The sequence below is a fragment of the Planotetraspora sp. GP83 genome, from assembly GCF_041262585.1.
In the GTDB taxonomy this organism is placed as follows: domain Bacteria; phylum Actinomycetota; class Actinomycetes; order Streptosporangiales; family Streptosporangiaceae; genus JAOEGB01.
In genome coordinates this window covers 173,425-190,273 of record NZ_JBGCBZ010000017.1, presented here as the reverse complement: position 1 = coordinate 190,273, position 16,849 = coordinate 173,425, and the positions used below count along the sequence as shown (strand labels likewise).

Sequence of the window (16,849 nt, the reverse complement as noted above, 5' to 3'; positions counted from 1 at the left end):
CCTCGACTACGCAGACCTACACCTTCCACGCCGATGTCACGATCTTCGAGAAGGGGCTTGCCTCACGCTCCCAGCACTAAACGCAACGGCGTTGCTTCTAATGTACGCCCTGGGACGGCCAGGGTTTCCGCGGCGGTCCGTTCACGCGGGGCGGCCGGGCGGCGGGCCGCCGCCCGGACCGCCGCTCGCCGCCGGGTTGGATCGGCGGTTCCAACCGGTCTCCCCGGCTCCATGCCCCCGTGCGCGATTCGCCGCCCGTGGTAAACCAGAAGAAGGAGGTGTGACAGATGCCTCGTGACCTGGTGCCTCGTGACCTCGTGCTCGACCGGATGGCCCTGGTGGCCGCCCTGGTGGCCCCGCTCGCCCTCGCGGCGGTTCTCCTGCCGCTTCGCGGGACTTTCTCGAACGTCGACGTGGCCCTCGTCCTGGTGGTGGTCGTCGTAGCGGTGGCCGTCACCGGACGCAGGCTCGCCGGTGTGCTGGCGGCGCTGTCGGCCGCCGTGTGGTTCGACTTCTTCTTCACCCAGCCCTACGAGCGCTTCACCATCGCCAAGGCCGAAGATCTCACGACCACTCTCCTGCTGCTCGCGGTGGGATTGGCGGTCTCGCAACTGGCCGCTCGCGCGCGCCGCCTGAAGGTGATCGCCGTCACCGACGCCGACCACCTGACGCGGATCCACGACACCGCCGAGCTGACGCAGACCGCCAGATCGCCCAGCACGGTGGTCGACCACGTGAAGAAGCAGCTCATCGACCTGCTGGGGCTGCGTGGCTGCCGGTTCGAGTACGGCACGCTGCTCGGCCATCCGCCACGTCTCGAACAGGACGGCACCGTGACGGTGGGGCGCAGGCACTGGGACGCCGACACAAGAGGGCTCCCGGGCGAGGAGGTCGAGCTGCGCATCTTCGGCAACGGCCACTTCTACGGGCGCTTCATGCTCCAGCCCACGCCCGGGACGGTCCCGTCCCAGCAGGCGCGCCTGGTCGCCGTGATCCTCGCCGACCAGGCCGGGCGCGCGCTCGACACCGCCGAAACCGCGCACGGCACCGGCTGACGATCCGATCCGGACGCCGTCTCGGGGCCCGCGTCAGTACGCGCGGATGAGAGTGACCTCCTCACCCACGATCTCCTGTGCGAGAAGCGTCTCGACCTCCGAGACGTCCGCAGGGTCCGGCCCGATTATCACATCGGCGGCGGCCAGCAGCGAGTGGAAGAGATCGGCGTCCTCCTCGTCGAAACAGGGGATTCCGGCCAGCTCCGCGTCCGTGTAGATCACCTTGCCGATGGATCGGCCGTCGTCCTCGAAGCCGTGGGCGACTCGCCAGCCGTGGTCGCCCGCGTTCCCCATGCCCAGCGCGACCCCGTCGGCGAAGGAGACCCGTACCAGCGGGGCGACCCAGTGCTCCGCGTTGTGCAGGTAGCTCGCCGGTGACAGGTAGGCCCACGGCTCCCGCAGGAACGCGCGCACCATCAGACCGCGCGCCGTCGTGAACCTCTCGTAGACGTCCACGACCGTCTCCGCCCAGTCGGCGAGCTCGGACTGAACGTGCTCCAGACCGGCCCGGAGAGACGCGACGGAACCGGCGTCGCGGTCCAGCGACTGCCGCAGCCCATCGAGGGTGGCGGGCTGTCCCGTCCACTCGTCCCAGCGTGGAAACACCGTGAGCAGGTCGCCGTCACCGAAGAAGGCCCGCGGCCCCTTCTCCTTCAGCGCCGCGGTCAGCAGGGCGAAACGCACCAGCGGATGAGCCGTCCCCGGCGCCGTCTGCGGGTCGCCGAGCAGGATCCACCCCGTGAAGACGGCGAGCAGATCGGCGATCAGCGGGGCTCCGGAGAAGTCGAACGCGTTGCCGATGTTGTGCAAGGCCACGCCGTACCGATTGCCGCCACTCAGTATCAGGCTGAAGAACCGCTGCGCGGCCTCGTCTCCGAAGGCTTTGTACACCTCCTGGACCTGCACGAGGAACGCGGACGCCTCGCCGAGATGCCCGCCGGTCAGCCGGGGACTAACCACCCCGTCCGGCGGCGCCTCCTGCTCGATCAACCGGCGGCGGAATCCCTCTCCGATCGTGATCAGGTCGGCGACCGCCGCCGGGCTGACGTCCGCCGTGTGCGTCCGCTGGTTCGCCGGGTAGACCAGGTCGTCCCCGAGCGGCGGCAGCCGGGGGAGGTCGAAGGGGAACCTGCGTCCTTCGAGGAGGCCGGACCACGCCGCCGCGTATTCGGCCCGCTCCGCCCGCGACCAGCGGCACCACGTGGTCAGCGGCACCGGCAGGACGTCGCTCCGATCCCAGATCCCCGTCCCGCGGAGGGCGACGAGGAGTTGGATGAGGTTGAGGCCGAGCAGAACCCGCGTACGCATGAGCCGGGAACCGGTGGGAGACAGCAGAAAATCGTGGAAATGCCGCATCTCGTGCGCGACCACGGTCGTGCTGGATACGGTTTCGAGGAATTCCGCGTCGTTCAGGCTGGATAGTCCTGATGGGAGTTCGTCGCCGAGCGAATAGCGGCGGAGCCGATCCCACTGAGTGGGAGAACCCACCGTGAGGGAGATCCCGGGGAAGCGGGGGTCGAAATCGCCGAACGCCGTGCTCACCGGTGGTCGACTCCCATCACCAGCCGGAACGCCGCCTTGAGCTCCTCCTCTGTCAGGCCTTCCCTCCCCTCGATTGTGATCTTCCGGAGAGGTCCCTCGAAGACGACCTTGTGCGACTTTCCCGACCGCAGCCGCTCCAGCAGTTGGGGAATGATGGGCCCGTCGATGAACAGCGCCGACACGATGGCGATGACGGATTCCACCGTGCTCAGGTCCAGCGCCAACCGGCCCGGATCGGCCACCGGCGCCCGGCTGACCACGCGGCCGCCGGAGTTCGTCACACCCTCCACCAGGAACGAGACGGTTTCCTCGTCGCTCAGCATCCGGATGCGGCGCTGCGGTTCGCTCACAATCGGCCTCGCACTCTCTTGTCGTTTCGCCGGGATCATTCACCTATTCGGCGTCCGTTTTGTGGAGAACAATACGTCGAGGCGTCGGGAGACGGCACCGGAACCGAATTCTGTTCACCACCACGCTGCCCATCGAGTGCGCACGGGCCCATATCCTCCGGCTTAACGACGTCCTTTCAGGAAGGTGGAGAGCACCTTCGAGGGCAGCACGCCGCCGGCGGCGAACGGTCGCCGGCTGAGGAGATCCTCGGCGGCCTCCGGGGAGACCCCTGCCTCGCCCAGGAGCCGGCGGGCATGGCCGGCGGGGAGCAGGTCGAGCCACCGGAGCACGGCCGCCCGGTGGGCCTCGGTGACCAGCTCGCCGTTCACCCGGAGCCTGGCCAGGCCGCCGTCGGGGAAGACGTCCAGCCGGACGTGCGTCACAGACGCGGCGCTCACCGGGTGGAAGAAGTGCCGGGTGTCCGGCTGCAGCCGGGTCTTCGGAACGAGGTCGAACCACTCCGCGTCCTCGCCCGGCTCGCCGGCCAGATCACCGCCCAGATCACCAGCCAGATCACCGGCCAGATCACAGGCCTCGGCGTCGACCCCGCGCAGCGAGGCCCAGCCGGCCGCGTTGCCGACGAAGTACGACGTGTCGATCTCGACCCGCCGGATCTGGCCGCGGGCCGCCAGCCTGACCGTCACGTGGTCGTTGGCGTCGTCGCGGCGGCGGGCGTTCTCCCATCCGTCGCCCATGACCCGTGCCCGGCCGGGCAGCAGGAGCTGCACCGGCGAGGAGTAGAACGTGTTCGAGCAGTCCACCACGCCGCCGCCGTGCTCCAGCGCGGCCAGGTCGATCGTGCCGTCCAGGAACCGAGGGTCCGGCACTGGCTCGCCGTGCACCCGGAACCGGGCCACCCCGCCGTCGGGGTAGATGCTCAGCCGGACATGTGTCCAGCGCCGCGGGTCCGCCACCTCGAACGGGTTCTCGGTGTCGCCCCTGATCGTGGCCTTCTCGACGATCGTCTCCCAGTCCGCCCGCTCCAGCTCGGCGGGCGACGGCGTCCCCTCGACGCTGGTCGCCTCCACTGAGGCGTACGGCGGATAGTTGCCCTTGAACCAGGCGGTGTCGATCACCACGCCGCGCACGACGCCCGGCACGCCGAGCCGGACGATCGCGTAGTCGTGCCCGGGCTCGCGGCGCCGGCGAGTCTCCCAGCCGTCGTACACCTTGCCCTTGTGGCCGAAGTCCTCCGTCGAGAAGACCGCCGGCTCGGGCTTGATCAGATTCTCCCGCTCGGCGAACAGCTCGTCGTTCGCGTACACCACGCTGCCGGCCAGCACACGCGAGGCCAGGTCCGGAAATCGGGTGAAGGTCACCGGAAGGCCGCCTGTCCGGTGACGGCCTGGCCCACGACGAGGGTGTGCATCTCGACGGTGCCCTCATAGGTGAGCACGGACTCCAGGTTGTTCATGTGCCGGATGACCGGATACTCCAGCGAGATGCCGTTCGCGCCCAGGATGCTCCGGGCGGTGCGGCAGATCTCAAGAGCCTCGCGAACGTTGTTGAGCTTGCCGAGACTGACCTGTTCGGGCCGGAGAGCGCCCGCGTCCTTGCGCCGGCCCAGGTGGAGGGCCAGCAGGACGCCCTTGGCGTACTCCAGCGACATCTCCACCAGCTTCTGCTGCGTGAGCTGGTATGCCGAGATGGGCCTGCCGAACTGCACCCGTTCGCCGGCGTACGACAGCGCCGCCTCGAGCGAGGATCGGGCGGCCCCCATCGCGCCCCACACGATGCCGTAGCGCGCTTCGTTCAGGCAGCTGAGAGGCCCCTTGAGTCCGCGCACGCCGGGGAAGGCGGCATCCGCCGGGAGGCGGACGCCGTCGAGGACGAGCTCGCTCGTGACCGAGGCGCGCAGCGACAGCTTGTGCTTGATCAGCGGCGCCGAGAAGCCCGGAGCATCGGTCGGCACGACGAAGCCGCGGACGCCCTCGTCGGTCTGGGCCCACACGACGGCGACGTCGGCGACGCTGCCGTTGGTGATCCACATCTTGCGGCCGTCCAGGATCCAGTCGTCACCGTCCCGGCGGGCGCGGGTGCGCATGCTGCCCGGGTCGGAACCGGCGTCCGGCTCGGTCAGACCGAAGCAGCCGATCGCCTCGCCCGCGGCCATCGCCGGGAGCCACTGCTGCTTCTGGTCCTCGGTGCCCCACTTCCAGATGGCGAACATCGCGAGCGAGCCCTGCACCGAGACGAGGGACCTGATCCCCGAGTCGGCGGCTTCGAGCTCGAGGCAGGCGATGCCGTACTCGGTCGCGGACATGCCGGCGCATCCGTAGCCCTCCAGGTGCATGCCCAGCACACCGAGGGCCCCGAGTTCCTTGGTCAGGCCGCGCAGGTCGGAGATCTCGCCCCGCTCGAACCAGTCCGCCACGAACGGGTCGATCCGCTCGGCGCACAGCGTCCGGACCGCCGTGCGGACCGCCTTCTCGTCAGGTGTCAGCAGGTCGTCCAGGCCCGCCGGGTCCATCGGATTGAGGGCGGGCAGGGTCGTCGTGGTGCTCATGCGTTGTTCTCCTCTGAAAGCCAGCGGCGTACCTCGCCGCTGTGTTCACCGAGCCGGGGAGGTGCCGCGTACGTCGTGACCGGGGTGTTCGAGTATGTGATCGGGTGCCGGATCTGCGGAGGCGCCTGCGGTCCGACCGAGACGAGAGGCTCCAGCCCGAGCGACTCGGCCAGCGCGATGCCGTCGGCGATGTCGCCGACCTTGCCCGCGGGCACGCCGACCGTGGTGAGCGCGGCGGCCCAGGAGCCGGCCGTGCCCTTCGAGAGCCGGGCCTCGAGTGCCTCGACCAGCTCGTCGCGGTTCCGCACGCGCGCGGCGTTCGTCGCGAAGCGCGGGTCGCCGGCGAGCGCGGGGACACCCAGAACGTTCGCCAGCTTGCGGAACTGGCCGTCGTTGCCGCAGCAGACCGCCAGGAGGTCGTCCGCGCAGCGAAGCGACTCGTAGGGGGCGATGGACGGGTGCCGGTTGCCCATCCGCTGCGGGGCCTGACCCGTCGCCAGGTACGCCGACGCCTGGTTCGCGAGCGAACCCAGCAGGCTCGACAGCAGGTTGACCTCGATCCGCTGCCCCCGGCCCGTGCTCTGCCGGGCCTGAAGGGCTGCCAGGACACCGATGACGGCGTCCTTGGCGGTCAGCACGTCGACCAGCGCGACGCCCGCCTTCATCGGCTCGCCGCCGGCCTCGCCGGTGATGCTCATCAAGCCCCCCACCGCCTGCACGAGGAAGTCGTAGCCCGCGAGCGGCGCCCCGCACCGGCTGCCGAAACCGGTGACGGAGCAGTACACGATCCCCGGGTTGGTCTCGCTCACGGACTCGTAGTCCAGCCCCCGGCGCGCCATCGTGCCGTCCTTGAAGTTCTCCACGAGCACATCGGCTCGCTGGGCCAGGGCCTGGGCGGCACGCAGGTCGGCGGGGTCGGCCAGGTCGAGCTCGACGGACTTCTTGGAGCGGTTCGCCGACTCGAAGTAGGAGCTCGAGTTGCCGGTCCACGGCGGTCCCCAGGACCGGGTGTCGTCACCCGAGCCGGGCCGTTCGATCTTGATCACGGTCGCGCCGAGGTCGGCGAGCGTCGCGGTGGCGAGCGGGCCCGCGAGCACCCGGCTGAAGTCCGCGACGACGACGCCGTCGAGCGGGCGCGTCATGACGGCTCCGCCGTTCGCGTCTCGAGCCGGCCGTTGACCCGGCGCGGCAGCGTCCACGGATTGCCGGACCGGGCTTCGGGCGGCAGCCACTCGTCCGCGGCGGACTGGTAGGCGACCGGCCGGACGAAGCGGCCCAGGGCCGCGGCTCCGACGGAGGTGGCCGCCGGGTTGGAGGTCGCCGGCCACGGGCCGCCGTGGTGCTGCGCCCAGGTGTAGGCGACCCCGGTCGGCCAGTCGTTCACGGCCACCCGTCCCGCCGACCGCGTGAGCACGTCGACGAGCCGGGCGGCGTCGGGGTCCGTGCCGTCACCCGTCATGACGCTCGCCGCGAGGCCGCCCTGGAGCCGCGTGAGCGCCGACAGCAACTCCTCGTCGGTGTCGTACTCGACGACCAGGGCGACCGGGCCGAAGCACTCCTCCAGAAGCCTGCTTCCGGGCCGCAGCGCCGCGATCGGCGCGGTCAGGACCGCTGCTTCCGCGGACCATCCGGCGTGCGTGCCGCCGACCTTCCGGACGATCTTCGCGCCGGCCGCGAAGAGGTCGCCGAGGCCGCCGGTCACCGACTCGGCTATGGCCCGGGTGAGCATGACCGGATCGGGAGCCGCCTCGGCGAGCGCGTCACCCACCGCACGCGGGAAGCCATGACCCGAGGGAACGAACAGGACTCCCGGCTTGGTGCAGAACTGACCGGCGCCCAGCGTGAAGGAACCGACGAAGCCGCGCGCCACCTCCTCCATCCGGTGTGTCGCGGCACGCGTGACGACGACGGGGTTGATCGTGCCCATCTCCGCGTAAACCGGGATGACGCGTGGACGCTCGTTGGCGATCCGCCACAGTGCCAGGCCGCCGGACTGCGAACCGGTGAAGGCGACCGCCGCCACGCCGTCCGCGCGGACCAGGTCGGCCCCGGCCTGCTGCCCGACGACCAGGGAGAACGTGCCGTACGGCGCGCCGGCGCGGTCGAGCGTGTCCGTGGCGATCTCGGCCAGCCGGACGCTGAGCAGGACGTGGGCCGGGTGAGCCTTGACGACGACCGGGCAGCCGGCGGCGACGGCGCTCGCGGTGTCGTTGCCGAGGACGCCGAAGGCGAACGGGAAGTTGCTCGCCCCGAAGACCGCGACCGGACCCAGGGGCCGGTTGACCCGGACCAGCCTCGGTGAGGTCCCCGTGGCCTCGTCGAGCGTGACCCCGAGGTAGGACCCCTCGCGTGCGACCTCGCCGTAGAACCTGAGCTGGCCGGCCGCGCGCCCGACTTCCCCGGTGAGCCGCTCGGCGCCGAGGGCCGTCTCCTTGTCCGCGAGCTCGGCCAACTCCTCGGAGTGCTCGTCCAGCGCGTCCGCGAGACCGCGCAGCCAGTCGCTTCGCTGGGCCGGCGGCACGGAGGCGAGCCGCGGCGCGGCCTCGAGGGCCCGCGCGACGGCGGCCGTGACCCCCTCCGGCCGGGTGTCCGGCACGGAGCCCGCGATCTGCCCGTCGCGCGGCGAGAAGCTCGTGGTGGCGCTCATCGGGCGTCCTCCACCGCGCGCTCGATGACGGTGAGCGCGTCCCCCAGCAGTTCGTCGCCGATCACGAGGGGCGGCAGCACGGCGAGCGCGGCGGCGCGGGCGACCGGGTTCCCGGCGTACGTGCCGCCCAGCCCTCCGGGCGCCACCGCGTCCATGATCTCGGCGCGGCCGGTGACGGCCGAGAGCGGCATTCCTCCCGCGAGCGCCTTGGCCGTCGTGACGAGGTCCGGGACGACGCCCTCGTGCTCGCAGGCGAACATGGGATGAGAGGCTCCCACGCTGGTCACGGCGATGCCGGAGGCGAGGTCGATGAGGTGGTTGCCGTCGACGTCGACGAGGATCGCGCCGCCCGCGTGGTCGATGAACACGGGAAGCGTGACTCCGAGCCCCGTGGCCAGCTCGGCGGTCCGCTGTTCCTGCAGCTTCACGGACCTCGGTCCGGGGAGCGCCGTCCTGAGGACGCGGCGCTGCTCGGGCTGCGACATCTTCTTCTCCGTTCGCTCGATGGCCAGGAGGCTACGAAGAATGCGACGCCAGAACATTGGATAAACTGCACAACGGAGCACACCGATTGGTCGATCAGCACAGGGAGAGTCCATTGCCCGTCCCGACCGTGGCGTCGCTGTGTCACCGGCTCGGCGCGGACCTGGCCCCGGCACCCGGCTTCTCGGCTCCCCTCGTGGGGATCTCCGCGGTCCACATCAGCGAGCTGCTGGACCCGACCGGCTACCTCAGCGGGGGAGAGCTCCTCCTGACCACCGGTCTCACCCTGCCGAAGAACAAGATCGGCTGCGAGCGGTACGTCGGCCGGCTCAAGGAGGCCGGACTGAGCGCCTTGGCCATCGGGCTCGGACCGGTGCACGCCGCGCCTCCCGCCGCGCTGGTGGCGGCGTGTCAGCGGCTGGACCTCACCTTGCTCACGGTCCCGGCGCCGACCCCGTTCCAGCGCATCACCAAGGCCTACTGGGCGGAGGTGTCCCGGTCGGCCGAACAGCAGCTCAAGGACGTGCTCGCGATTCAGCGGGCCCTGGTGGAGGCGGCCGCGTCGGCCGATCCGGTGGCCGGCGTCCTGCGCACGCTCGCCCGCTCCCTCGACGGGTGGTCGGCGACGTTCTCCCCCTCGGGCGAGGTCGAGCACGTTCATCCCCCAGGCATGGCCGAGGAGGCCGAGCGGGTCCGCGCCGAGCTTCGCCGTCTGGAGGGCGCGGGCGTGCACTCGGCGGCGTCGTTCTCAGCGGCGGCGACCGCCATGATCGTCCTCCCGCTCGCCGTGGGGGAGCGGGTCGCCGGCTATCTCGCGGTGGGCACGGCCAGGGCGCTCGATCCCAACCGGCGTCGCGCCGTGCTGACCGCCGCCGCGCTGCTCAGCATCGACACCGTCCGCCGGCAGCGCGACGAGTCCGCCGCCGACGCGGCCCAGCGCTGCGTGGCTCTTCTGGTCGATCTCGGGTTCGTCGACGCCGCCCACCGGCTCGCGCCGAAGGTCGACGCCCCGATGCCGCCCGACGACGGGCGCGTGCTCGTCGTCCACTGCCGCGACAGCGACGAGGCGGCGTCGGCCGTACGGCATTGGTGGCCGGACGTCCTCGCGGTGAGAGAGGACCGGCACTCGGCGTGGTTTCTGGTCCCGGCCGGTCATCCGTCCCTTGAACGGCTTGACGGCCTGCTCGCGGCTCTCGATCCCTCCACGATCGCGGTCGTGTCGGACGTCGTACGGGCCGACCAGGTGCGGACGGTACGGCAGGCGCTGACCAGGCAGTTGCGCGGGCTGCCTCCGGGCGGTCGCAATCTGATCGCCGGTGCCGGGAGCCCCTACGACCAACGGCTCGTCGATCGGCTCAACCGGTCGCTGGGGGAGCTGCCGGACCCCCTGATCGAGGGGCTGACCGCCTATCTGCGGCACAGAGGGCAGTGGGAGCAGGCCTCACGGTCCCTCGGCGTCCATCGGAACACCCTCCGCCATCGGCTGGAGCGGTGCCGGGCCGTCCTGGGACTGGACGTCGACGACCCGGACGTCAGCGCGGAGCTCTGGCTGCTCCTGCGCCGGCGCGGAATCGCCTGACCGGGTGCGGCGCCCGGCCGGCGGTGAGCGGAGCCTACGCGCCGCCGGAGAAGATCGAGTCGCCGCTCAGCAGCTCCTCCTGGTGATCCAGCAAACGGAGAACCGCCGCGGTCGCGGCGTCCGCGTCCTGCTCTTCGATCGCGCGCATCAGGTGGGCGTGGGAGTCATCGGGATCGTCCGCGAAACCCGTCGGGCAATTGTCGGGCCGCACACTCGCGCGGATCGCCTCTCCCAGCCCCTCGTACAACTCGGCCACGACGTCGTTGTGGGAGAGCCGGGCGATCGTTTCATGAAAGACCGAGTCGGCGTGGGTGAACGCGTCCGCGTCCAGTTTCTCGGCCGCGGCGTTTCTCTCGCGGAAGCGCTCACGCAGAACTTCCAGCTCTTCGGGAGTGCGATTACGCGCCGCGAGCCGGGCGGCCATCACATCGAGCGCACGGCGGACGTCGATGACGTCACGGGCCCTGGCGTTCCGCAATCGACGCTGAAGGGCCACGTGATTCTCGTCCGTCGCGTTGACGTAGGTGCCGTCGCCGTGGCGGACCACCAGGAGACCAGAGTGCTCCAGCGCGCGAATCGCCTCCCGCACCGAGGTCCGGCCGACGCCGAGGTCCTCGACGAGCTGCGCCTCGGACGGGATGCGCGTTCCGACGGGCCAGTCGCCCGCGGAGATGGCTCGCCGGATCTCTCCGATCGCATGCTCGGTCAGCGAGACTTTCTTAGCTCGGCGAACCACGCTGGTCTTATCTGACATGTGATCACCGTATCAATGACATCTGTTATCTGACAGGGTATGCGGGCCGCGCCGGAACGACGGGGGGAACAACTCTCCGGGCTCCCGCCGCCGGTGATCACGCTCGCTGAACGAGGTGCGGTACCGGTCGAAACAGGCCTGGGCGGCCTCTCGCAACGCGGCCACGTCGAGGCCCGGTATCGCCCCGTCGCGCACGACCGCGCGGCCGTTGACGACCACGGTTCTCACGCAGGCTCCCGTCGCGTGGTTGATCATGCCACGGACGGGATCGTCCATCACGCCGGTCCGCAGATCATCCAGGCCCACCACGACCAGGTCGGCCTTCGCCCCGGGCGCGAGCCGGCCGAGGTCGTCACGGCGGAGTGCGCGGGCGCCGGCCAGGGTTCCCGCCCTGAGCAGATCGGCCGCCTGCCCGGCGTCGCGATCGCGGTCCGCGGCCTTGGCCTGGGAGCTCCCCGCTTCCATCACCCGGATCATGTCGGGAGGGAAGGTGTCCGTGCCCAGCGCGACGTTGATCCCCTCGCGCCGGTACCGGTCGAATGACTCGAGGACCATGGCGTAACGGGCGTTCGCCATCGGGCAGTAGACCACCGTCGTCCCGCTGTCCGCCAGCAACCCGCGATGGTCGTCGTCGCCGGTCCGGCCGACCTGACTGTGGCCGTTGATCGCCCAGGCATGCGCGATCATAGTCCGGGGGCCGAGCAGACCTTCGTCGGACAGCAGGCGGATCGGGTGCCGTCCGAACTGCTCCTCGACGAGGCGCAGCTCACTCAGACTCTGCGCGGCGTGGAACCGGACGGGGACGTCCAGCTCCTCCTGCGCGGTCCGAGTCCCGCGAACGAGCGCCGGGCCGAGGGTCTCGACCCGCGCCGGGACGAGCGCGCCGCGCGCGAGGCCGCCCTGCGCCTCGCAGTCACGGGCGAACGCGACCGCTTGCGCGAGACCGCGGTCGCCCATCTCCTCGTCCCATGCGACGCGCCGCGATCCGTCCGCCGAGACGACGGGGATGCCCGCCCGGTAACTGGGTCCGAGGTAGGTGCGCAGGCCGAGATCCTCCGCGATCCCGGCCACGTCGACGAACTCGTCGTACGTCTCCGCCCACGCGCGGTAGGTCTCGGCGGCGATCGGCATCGCCGTCGTGATCCCGTTGAGGAGGAGCTGGACGAGCGCGTAACGGCGCCCCAGGAGGAGGTGCTCCCGGTCGAAGACCTCGTGGCGGCGATGCCGGAAGTAGTCCTCCGACCAGGTCAGCCCGTCCTGGCGGTCGGCGCCCTGCCAGTGGTCGAGGATGGCGTGGTCGATGTCGGCCAGGGCGTTGAGGTCGATGAACCCCGGGCAGACAAGCGCCTCACCGGCGTCGTGCTCCTCGTCGACCGGGCCGTCATACCGAGGGCCCACGTAGAGAATCGACTCCGCGTAGACGACCTCGGCGTTCTCGTACAGGACGTGATCCTGACCGTCGAACCCGACGACCCACCGCGCCTTCAACCGGGTGACCACGGGACTACCCACCTCTCACGGGTCGCCGATCGAACCCCGCCTCCGCGAGGGCGGAGCGAAGGAAATCCCGGCTCTCGCGAAGGCGCACGAGCTTGTGCTCCTCCCAGGGGTGGGCGTCGTAGCCGGCCGCCTCGGGCCACACGCCGGCGGCGATCCTGTCCTCCGACGACCGCGCGAGCTCCACGACCCCGGCCAGCTCCTCCTCGGTCAGATCAGGATGAGCGGCCAGCCAGTCAGGGTCTCGATACTCCACGTCCATGTACCCCTGGTTGTCCTCGATCGAAAGGTTCAGGCCGGGGTTGCCGGAGTGCAGGACGCTGAGGAGTTCGGGCCAGTCCACGACGCCCTGACCGCAGGGGCGGAGCTGGCGCACCATTCCATGCGGGCGCAGCAGCATGACCGCGTCCTTGACGTGCGACAGCCTTACGAAAGGGGCCAGCCGGCGCGCCGCGGCGACGGGATCCTCGCCGCGCACGAGCACGTTGCCGACGTCGAATGTGGCGCCGAGAACGTCGGCGCCGACGTTCTCGATCATCCGGGCGACCTCGAACGACGTGATCTCCTCGTGGGTCTCCAGGGCGATCCGCGCGCCGTTGCCGCGCAGGGCCGGCGCCAGACGCCTGATGAACACCTCGGTCGCGTCGAGCTGCTGTGCCCAGGAGACGTCCGTACGGAAACGGTCGTAGGCGTATCGTCCCGGCAAACCTGCCTTCCACTGTCCCGTGACGGCGAGCAGGTCGGCGCAGCCGATCCAGGCGGCGGCCTCGATCATCAGCTCGAACGCCCGGAGGGTGTCTCCGCCGCCGAGTGCCCGGATGCGCGGCTTCTCGGCCAGCGCGAACGGATTGATCAGGCCGACGCCGACCTCGACATAGAGGTCGAGCGAGTCGGCATGAGCCTTCACCTCCTCCAGCTCACCTCGGTCGAGCGTCGGGCTCAGGTCCAGCACCGACTTGAAGAACACACCCTCGAGCTCCAGATCCCTGGCGCGGTCGAGGACGGGGATGGCGCCCTCCTGCCGCGCGTCGAAGATGTGGGTTCCTTCGATTCCTACTCTCATGGGGCTCCGATCCGGCCGCCGAACTCGTTCAGTCCTTACTCGTTCAGTCCTTGATTTCCGTGAAACGGTCGGGCCGCTCGAACACGTCGATGCCGACGACGCCGGGGTGGTTCACCACGCGGTGGGGAACGCCGCCGGGGATGTAGTAGGTGTCGCCCTTGCCGTAGGTCCTGGTCTCACCGTTCATGGTGATCTCGACCTTCCCCTCGACGATGAGCCCCCACTCGGCGCCCTCGGTCTGCTCGTCGGCCGGAGGGCTGCCTTCGGGCAGCTCGTAGAAGACCACCTGGGCCCTGTCCGACATCACCCAGGCCCTCACGCCGTCTGGGACGTTGAGCTTGGACATCTTGTCGAAGAACTCGGGGTACGAAAGGTTGCTCATGATCACTCCTGTTCAGGGGCTCGGGTCTTCGTGGGTTTCGGGGGGTCAGCGCTTTGGCGCGAAGCGGTCGGTCCCGTCGAACACGGTGATGCCGATCAGTCCCGGATGGTTGACCACGCTGTGCACCACCCCTTCGCCGACGAAGTAGGTGTCTCCCGCCTTGTACGACGTCGTCACTCCGTCGATGGTGATGTCGACCTGTCCCCGGATCACGAGGCCCCACTCGTCGCCATGCGTGTGGTCCGGGGACTGACTCCCGCCGGGCAGCTCGAAGAAGAGCGCCAGCCCCTTGTCGACGGTCATCCACGCGCTTACGCCGTCGATGGGGATGTCGGCTTCGGGGAGGGCCCGGATGAACTCCGGAAAGAACCGTCCCGGCTCGGTTGTCGTCGTCACGTCGATCTCCTTTGTCAGCTGAGGTACATGGCGGCCAGCTCGGTCTGCCCGGCCAGTTCGTCTCGGGTGCCCGACACGGCCACCTGGCCGCGCCGGAGGATGTAGGACTTGTCGGCGAGGGCCAGCGCTCGCATGGCGTTCTGCTCCACGAGGAGAACGCCCACCCCGTCGTCGCGCAGGCCGGAGATCACGTCGAACACGAGGTCGACCATCTTCGGCGACAGGCCCAGCGAGGGTTCGTCGAGCAGGAGCACACGGGAGCCGGTGAGCAGCGCGCGGGCGATGGCGAGCTGCTGCTGCTCCCCGCCCGAGAGCTTTCCCGCCGGCGAACGGTAGTACCTGCGCAGCATGGGGAAGCGCTCAAGGACCTCCTCGGTGGCGGCCTTGGCGGACCTGCGGTCCTTGCGCGCGAGCGTGCCCAGGTGGAGGTTTTCGGCAACGGTCAACGTAGCGAAGACGTCGCGCCCCTCGGGGACGAGCGCGATGCCCTGCCGGGCGATCCGCTCAGGGGTCCTGCCGACGAGCGACACTCCGTCGAGCTCGATCGAACCGCCGCTTGAGGCGACCACACCGGCGATGGCGGCGAGCGTGCTGGACTTGCCGGCGCCGTTCGCGCCGATGACGGCGACGATCTCACCCGGGGCGACGCCGAGTGACACGCCCCTGACGGCCGCGATCCGGCCGTACGACACGTTCAGATCAGTCACGGTCAGCATCAGGTCGCCTCCACGGAGGAGCCGTAGTAGGCCCGTTGTACGTCTGGATCGTTCCGAACCTCTTCTGGCGTGCCTTCGGCGATCGTCTTTCCGTAGTCGAGGACGTGGATCCGGTCGCACACGCGCATGATCAGTTTCATGTCGTGTTCGATGACCAGGATGCCGACGCCGAACCGCTCCGGGAGCCTCTGGAGAGTGGCGATCAGGTCGTCCGTCTCCGAGTCGTTGAGCCCGGCCGCCGGCTCGTCGATGAGCAGGTACTTGGGGCGGGTCGCCAGCACTCTCAGGATCCCGAGCCGTCGCTCGGCCCCATAGGGCACGCTGTCAGCGAGATCATTGGCCCGATCGGCAAGCCCCACCGACTCCAGGAGCTCCATCGCCTCGGCTTTCGCCGCGCGCCGGCCGAGCCCCCGGGAGAGCACTCCGAGCTCGATGTTGTCGAGCACCGACAGCCCGCTGAAAAGCCGGACGGCTTGGAACGTCCGTACGAGTCCGAGCCGCGCACGACGGTGCGGGCTCAGCTTCGTCACGTCTCGCCCGTCGATGTGGATCCGGCCTTCGGCGGGCGTCTGATATCCGGACAGGACGTTCACCAGAGTCGTCTTCCCCGCGCCGTTCGGGCCGATGAGCCCGACGATCTCGCCGCGAGTGAGCTCGATGTCGACTCCACCAAGAGCCTTGACGCCCTGAAACGCCACCTGGAGACCGGAAGCCCGTACGCACTCGACCTGAGCCGCCGTCATCGCGTGCCTCCTTCCTCATCAGTGAGCTCGACGACCGGCTGGATCCGGCGACTTCGGATCGACCTGACCGGGGCAGCCAGCAGGTCGCCGAGTTCCTTCCCGCGGGTCAGCCCGGAAGGAATGAAAAGGAGGACGAGCAGGAGCGCCACCGCCATCCCGAAGTTCTGCAGGCCGGGATGCGCCGACACCGAGACGGGGCCGATGGCGAACCCGCCCTCCATGGTTCGTAGCCACTCGCGCACCAGCGACAGGAAGATCGTCCCGACGACCGCGCCCGACAGTGACCGCGCGCCCCCGACGACCAGCATCGCGATCGTGAGCAGGGTCAGATCGAGATAGAACGCCTGGGAGTTGAAGGTGCCCAGGTACTGGGCCATCAAGCCGCCGGCGACGCCGCAGAAGAACGCGCTGATGGTGAACGCCACAACTCGCTCGCGCACGACTCCGATGCCGATCGATCGCGCGGCGACCTCGTCCTCGCGTGTGGCGCGGAGCCGGAGGCAGAGGCGCGACTCCCCGAACGCCCAGACGACTGCGATCGCGCCGAGCGCCCAGGGCAGGGCCGACTCCGGCGTGGTGGTGAGCGGGATGCCGAACAGGCCGGTCTGCCCTCCGGTGACTGACTTGAGGTTGGAGGCGACCATAAAGATGATCGACAGGAAGGCGAAGGTGGCGAGAGCGGCCGCCAGTCCCTCGAACCGGCAGACCACCAGGGCGATCACAGCCCCGGCGAGCATCGCGATCGCACCGCCCGCGATCGTCGCCGGAACCATGCCGAGCGTGACGTCGGGCAGCCCCGGGAACAGTGCCGCCTTCGTCGCCGCGGGGATACGGAACGCCGCGGTCGAGTACGCGCCGATCGCGATGAAACCGACGTGGCCGAACGAGAAGACACCGGAGTTGCCGACGAAGCTGTAGAGCCCGACCACGGCGACGAGGTAGACCAGCATCGTCGAGATCGCGCGCTCAAGGGACGGCCCGCCCATCGGGCCGATCACGAGTGTGACGACCGTGACGAGAATCCACAGGGCGGCCAGTGTCCAGATCGGCCGGGTGGTGGCGCCGGCGGCTCTCACCGGCCCTCTCATGGGCCCTC

16 protein-coding genes and 1 pseudogene are annotated in these 16,849 nt (G+C 70.0%); 2 read left to right on the top strand and 15 right to left on the bottom strand.

The window, feature by feature from the left end; genetic code table 11:
• Positions 1–287 precede the first annotated feature (287 nt).
• A complete protein-coding gene (locus ABH927_RS23585) occupies positions 288–1,055 on the top strand; it encodes a DUF4118 domain-containing protein (RefSeq protein ID WP_370024538.1) in 768 nt (255 codons plus the stop codon).
• 33 nt (positions 1,056–1,088) lie between these two features.
• Here the strand turns inward: ABH927_RS23585 and ABH927_RS23580 are convergent, their stop codons facing one another.
• The 7 genes and pseudogenes from ABH927_RS23580 to ABH927_RS23550 form a co-directional block, all read right to left on the bottom strand.
• Positions 1,089–2,597 (bottom strand): hypothetical protein, encoded by a 1,509-nt coding sequence (locus tag ABH927_RS23580; protein WP_370024536.1) that lies wholly within the window; start codon positions 2,595–2,597, stop codon positions 1,089–1,091.
• Positions 2,594–2,947 (bottom strand): hypothetical protein, encoded by a 354-nt coding sequence (locus ABH927_RS23575; protein WP_370024535.1) that lies wholly within the window; start codon positions 2,945–2,947, stop codon positions 2,594–2,596. The genes ABH927_RS23580 and ABH927_RS23575 overlap by 4 nt, the downstream gene beginning before the upstream one ends.
• A 162-nt stretch (positions 2,948–3,109) precedes the next feature.
• Entirely contained in the window at positions 3,110–4,306 is a 1,197-nt protein-coding gene (gene alc, locus ABH927_RS23570) for an allantoicase (RefSeq protein ID WP_370024533.1), read from the bottom strand.
• Positions 4,303–5,493 (bottom strand): acyl-CoA dehydrogenase family protein, encoded by a 1,191-nt coding sequence (locus tag ABH927_RS23565; RefSeq protein WP_370024531.1) that lies wholly within the window; start codon positions 5,491–5,493, stop codon positions 4,303–4,305. The genes alc and ABH927_RS23565 overlap by 4 nt, the downstream gene beginning before the upstream one ends.
• Positions 5,490–6,635: a CaiB/BaiF CoA transferase family protein gene (locus ABH927_RS23560; protein WP_370024530.1), complete on the bottom strand. Its 1,146-nt coding sequence runs from the start codon at positions 6,633–6,635 to the stop codon at positions 5,490–5,492. Before ABH927_RS23560 ends, ABH927_RS23565 begins: the two co-directional genes overlap by 4 nt.
• Positions 6,632–8,140 carry an aldehyde dehydrogenase family protein gene (locus ABH927_RS23555; protein WP_370024528.1) on the bottom strand — a complete coding sequence of 503 codons (1,509 nt, stop codon included), beginning with the start codon at positions 8,138–8,140 and terminating at the stop codon, positions 6,632–6,634. The genes ABH927_RS23560 and ABH927_RS23555 overlap by 4 nt, the downstream gene beginning before the upstream one ends.
• 74 nt (positions 8,141–8,214) lie before the next feature.
• A pseudogene (locus ABH927_RS23550) lies at positions 8,215–8,400 on the bottom strand (aminotransferase class III-fold pyridoxal phosphate-dependent enzyme); the annotation flags it as partial.
• Positions 8,401–8,738: 338 nt separating this feature from the next.
• Between ABH927_RS23550 and ABH927_RS23545 the strand changes: the two are divergent.
• Complete coding sequence (locus ABH927_RS23545) at positions 8,739–10,202, top strand: PucR family transcriptional regulator ligand-binding domain-containing protein (protein WP_370024527.1); 1,464 nt, start codon at positions 8,739–8,741, stop codon at positions 10,200–10,202.
• 34 nt (positions 10,203–10,236) lie between these two features.
• On the opposite strand, the gene ABH927_RS23540 is transcribed toward ABH927_RS23545, so the two are convergent.
• Genes ABH927_RS23540 through ABH927_RS23505 form a run of 8 tightly spaced genes read right to left on the bottom strand, consistent with a single transcriptional unit; the run spans position 10,237 to position 16,841 of the window.
• Positions 10,237–10,956, bottom strand: coding sequence for a FadR/GntR family transcriptional regulator (locus ABH927_RS23540; protein ID WP_370024526.1), 720 nt, complete (start codon positions 10,954–10,956; stop codon positions 10,237–10,239).
• Positions 10,957–10,968: 12 nt separating this feature from the next.
• On the bottom strand, positions 10,969–12,456 hold the full coding sequence (locus ABH927_RS23535) for a chlorohydrolase family protein (protein ID WP_370024524.1): 1,488 nt from the start codon (positions 12,454–12,456) through the stop codon (positions 10,969–10,971).
• A 4-nt stretch (positions 12,457–12,460) separates the two neighbouring features.
• On the bottom strand, positions 12,461–13,516 hold the full coding sequence (locus ABH927_RS23530) for a sugar phosphate isomerase/epimerase family protein (protein WP_370024522.1): 1,056 nt from the start codon (positions 13,514–13,516) through the stop codon (positions 12,461–12,463).
• A 43-nt stretch (positions 13,517–13,559) separates the two neighbouring features.
• Positions 13,560–13,898 carry a cupin domain-containing protein gene (locus ABH927_RS23525; protein ID WP_370024520.1) on the bottom strand — a complete coding sequence of 113 codons (339 nt, stop codon included), beginning with the start codon at positions 13,896–13,898 and terminating at the stop codon, positions 13,560–13,562.
• 45 nt (positions 13,899–13,943) lie between these two features.
• Positions 13,944–14,294, bottom strand: coding sequence for a cupin domain-containing protein (locus ABH927_RS23520; protein WP_370024519.1), 351 nt, complete (start codon positions 14,292–14,294; stop codon positions 13,944–13,946).
• Between the two features lie 14 nt (positions 14,295–14,308).
• Entirely contained in the window at positions 14,309–15,010 is a 702-nt protein-coding gene (locus tag ABH927_RS23515) for an ABC transporter ATP-binding protein (protein ID WP_370024517.1), read from the bottom strand.
• Positions 15,010–15,753 (bottom strand): ABC transporter ATP-binding protein, encoded by a 744-nt coding sequence (locus ABH927_RS23510; protein WP_370024516.1) that lies wholly within the window; start codon positions 15,751–15,753, stop codon positions 15,010–15,012. Before ABH927_RS23510 ends, ABH927_RS23515 begins: the two co-directional genes overlap by 1 nt.
• Complete coding sequence (locus ABH927_RS23505) at positions 15,750–16,841, bottom strand: branched-chain amino acid ABC transporter permease (protein ID WP_370024514.1); 1,092 nt, start codon at positions 16,839–16,841, stop codon at positions 15,750–15,752. The genes ABH927_RS23510 and ABH927_RS23505 overlap by 4 nt, the downstream gene beginning before the upstream one ends.
• Positions 16,842–16,849 lie beyond the last annotated feature (8 nt).

What these genes read in the sequence shown, in the direction of transcription:
- ABH927_RS23585 (WP_370024538.1), top strand. Translation starts at nt 288, where the DNA reads ATGCCTCGTGACCTGGTGCCTCGTGACCTCGTGCTCGACCGGATGGCC.
- ABH927_RS23510 (WP_370024516.1), bottom strand. Translation starts at nt 15,753, where the DNA reads ATGACGGCGGCTCAGGTCGAGTGCGTACGGGCTTCCGGTCTCCAGGTG.
- ABH927_RS23525 (WP_370024520.1), bottom strand. Translation starts at nt 13,898, where the DNA reads ATGAGCAACCTTTCGTACCCCGAGTTCTTCGACAAGATGTCCAAGCTC.
- ABH927_RS23555 (WP_370024528.1), bottom strand. Translation starts at nt 8,140, where the DNA reads ATGAGCGCCACCACGAGCTTCTCGCCGCGCGACGGGCAGATCGCGGGC.
- ABH927_RS23560 (WP_370024530.1), bottom strand. Translation starts at nt 6,635, where the DNA reads ATGACGCGCCCGCTCGACGGCGTCGTCGTCGCGGACTTCAGCCGGGTG.
- ABH927_RS23515 (WP_370024517.1), bottom strand. Translation starts at nt 15,010, where the DNA reads ATGCTGACCGTGACTGATCTGAACGTGTCGTACGGCCGGATCGCGGCC.
- ABH927_RS23540 (WP_370024526.1), bottom strand. Translation starts at nt 10,956, where the DNA reads ATGTCAGATAAGACCAGCGTGGTTCGCCGAGCTAAGAAAGTCTCGCTG.
- ABH927_RS23565 (WP_370024531.1), bottom strand. Translation starts at nt 5,493, where the DNA reads ATGAGCACCACGACGACCCTGCCCGCCCTCAATCCGATGGACCCGGCG.
- ABH927_RS23530 (WP_370024522.1), bottom strand. Translation starts at nt 13,516, where the DNA reads ATGAGAGTAGGAATCGAAGGAACCCACATCTTCGACGCGCGGCAGGAG.
- ABH927_RS23505 (WP_370024514.1), bottom strand. Translation starts at nt 16,841, where the DNA reads ATGAGAGGGCCGGTGAGAGCCGCCGGCGCCACCACCCGGCCGATCTGG.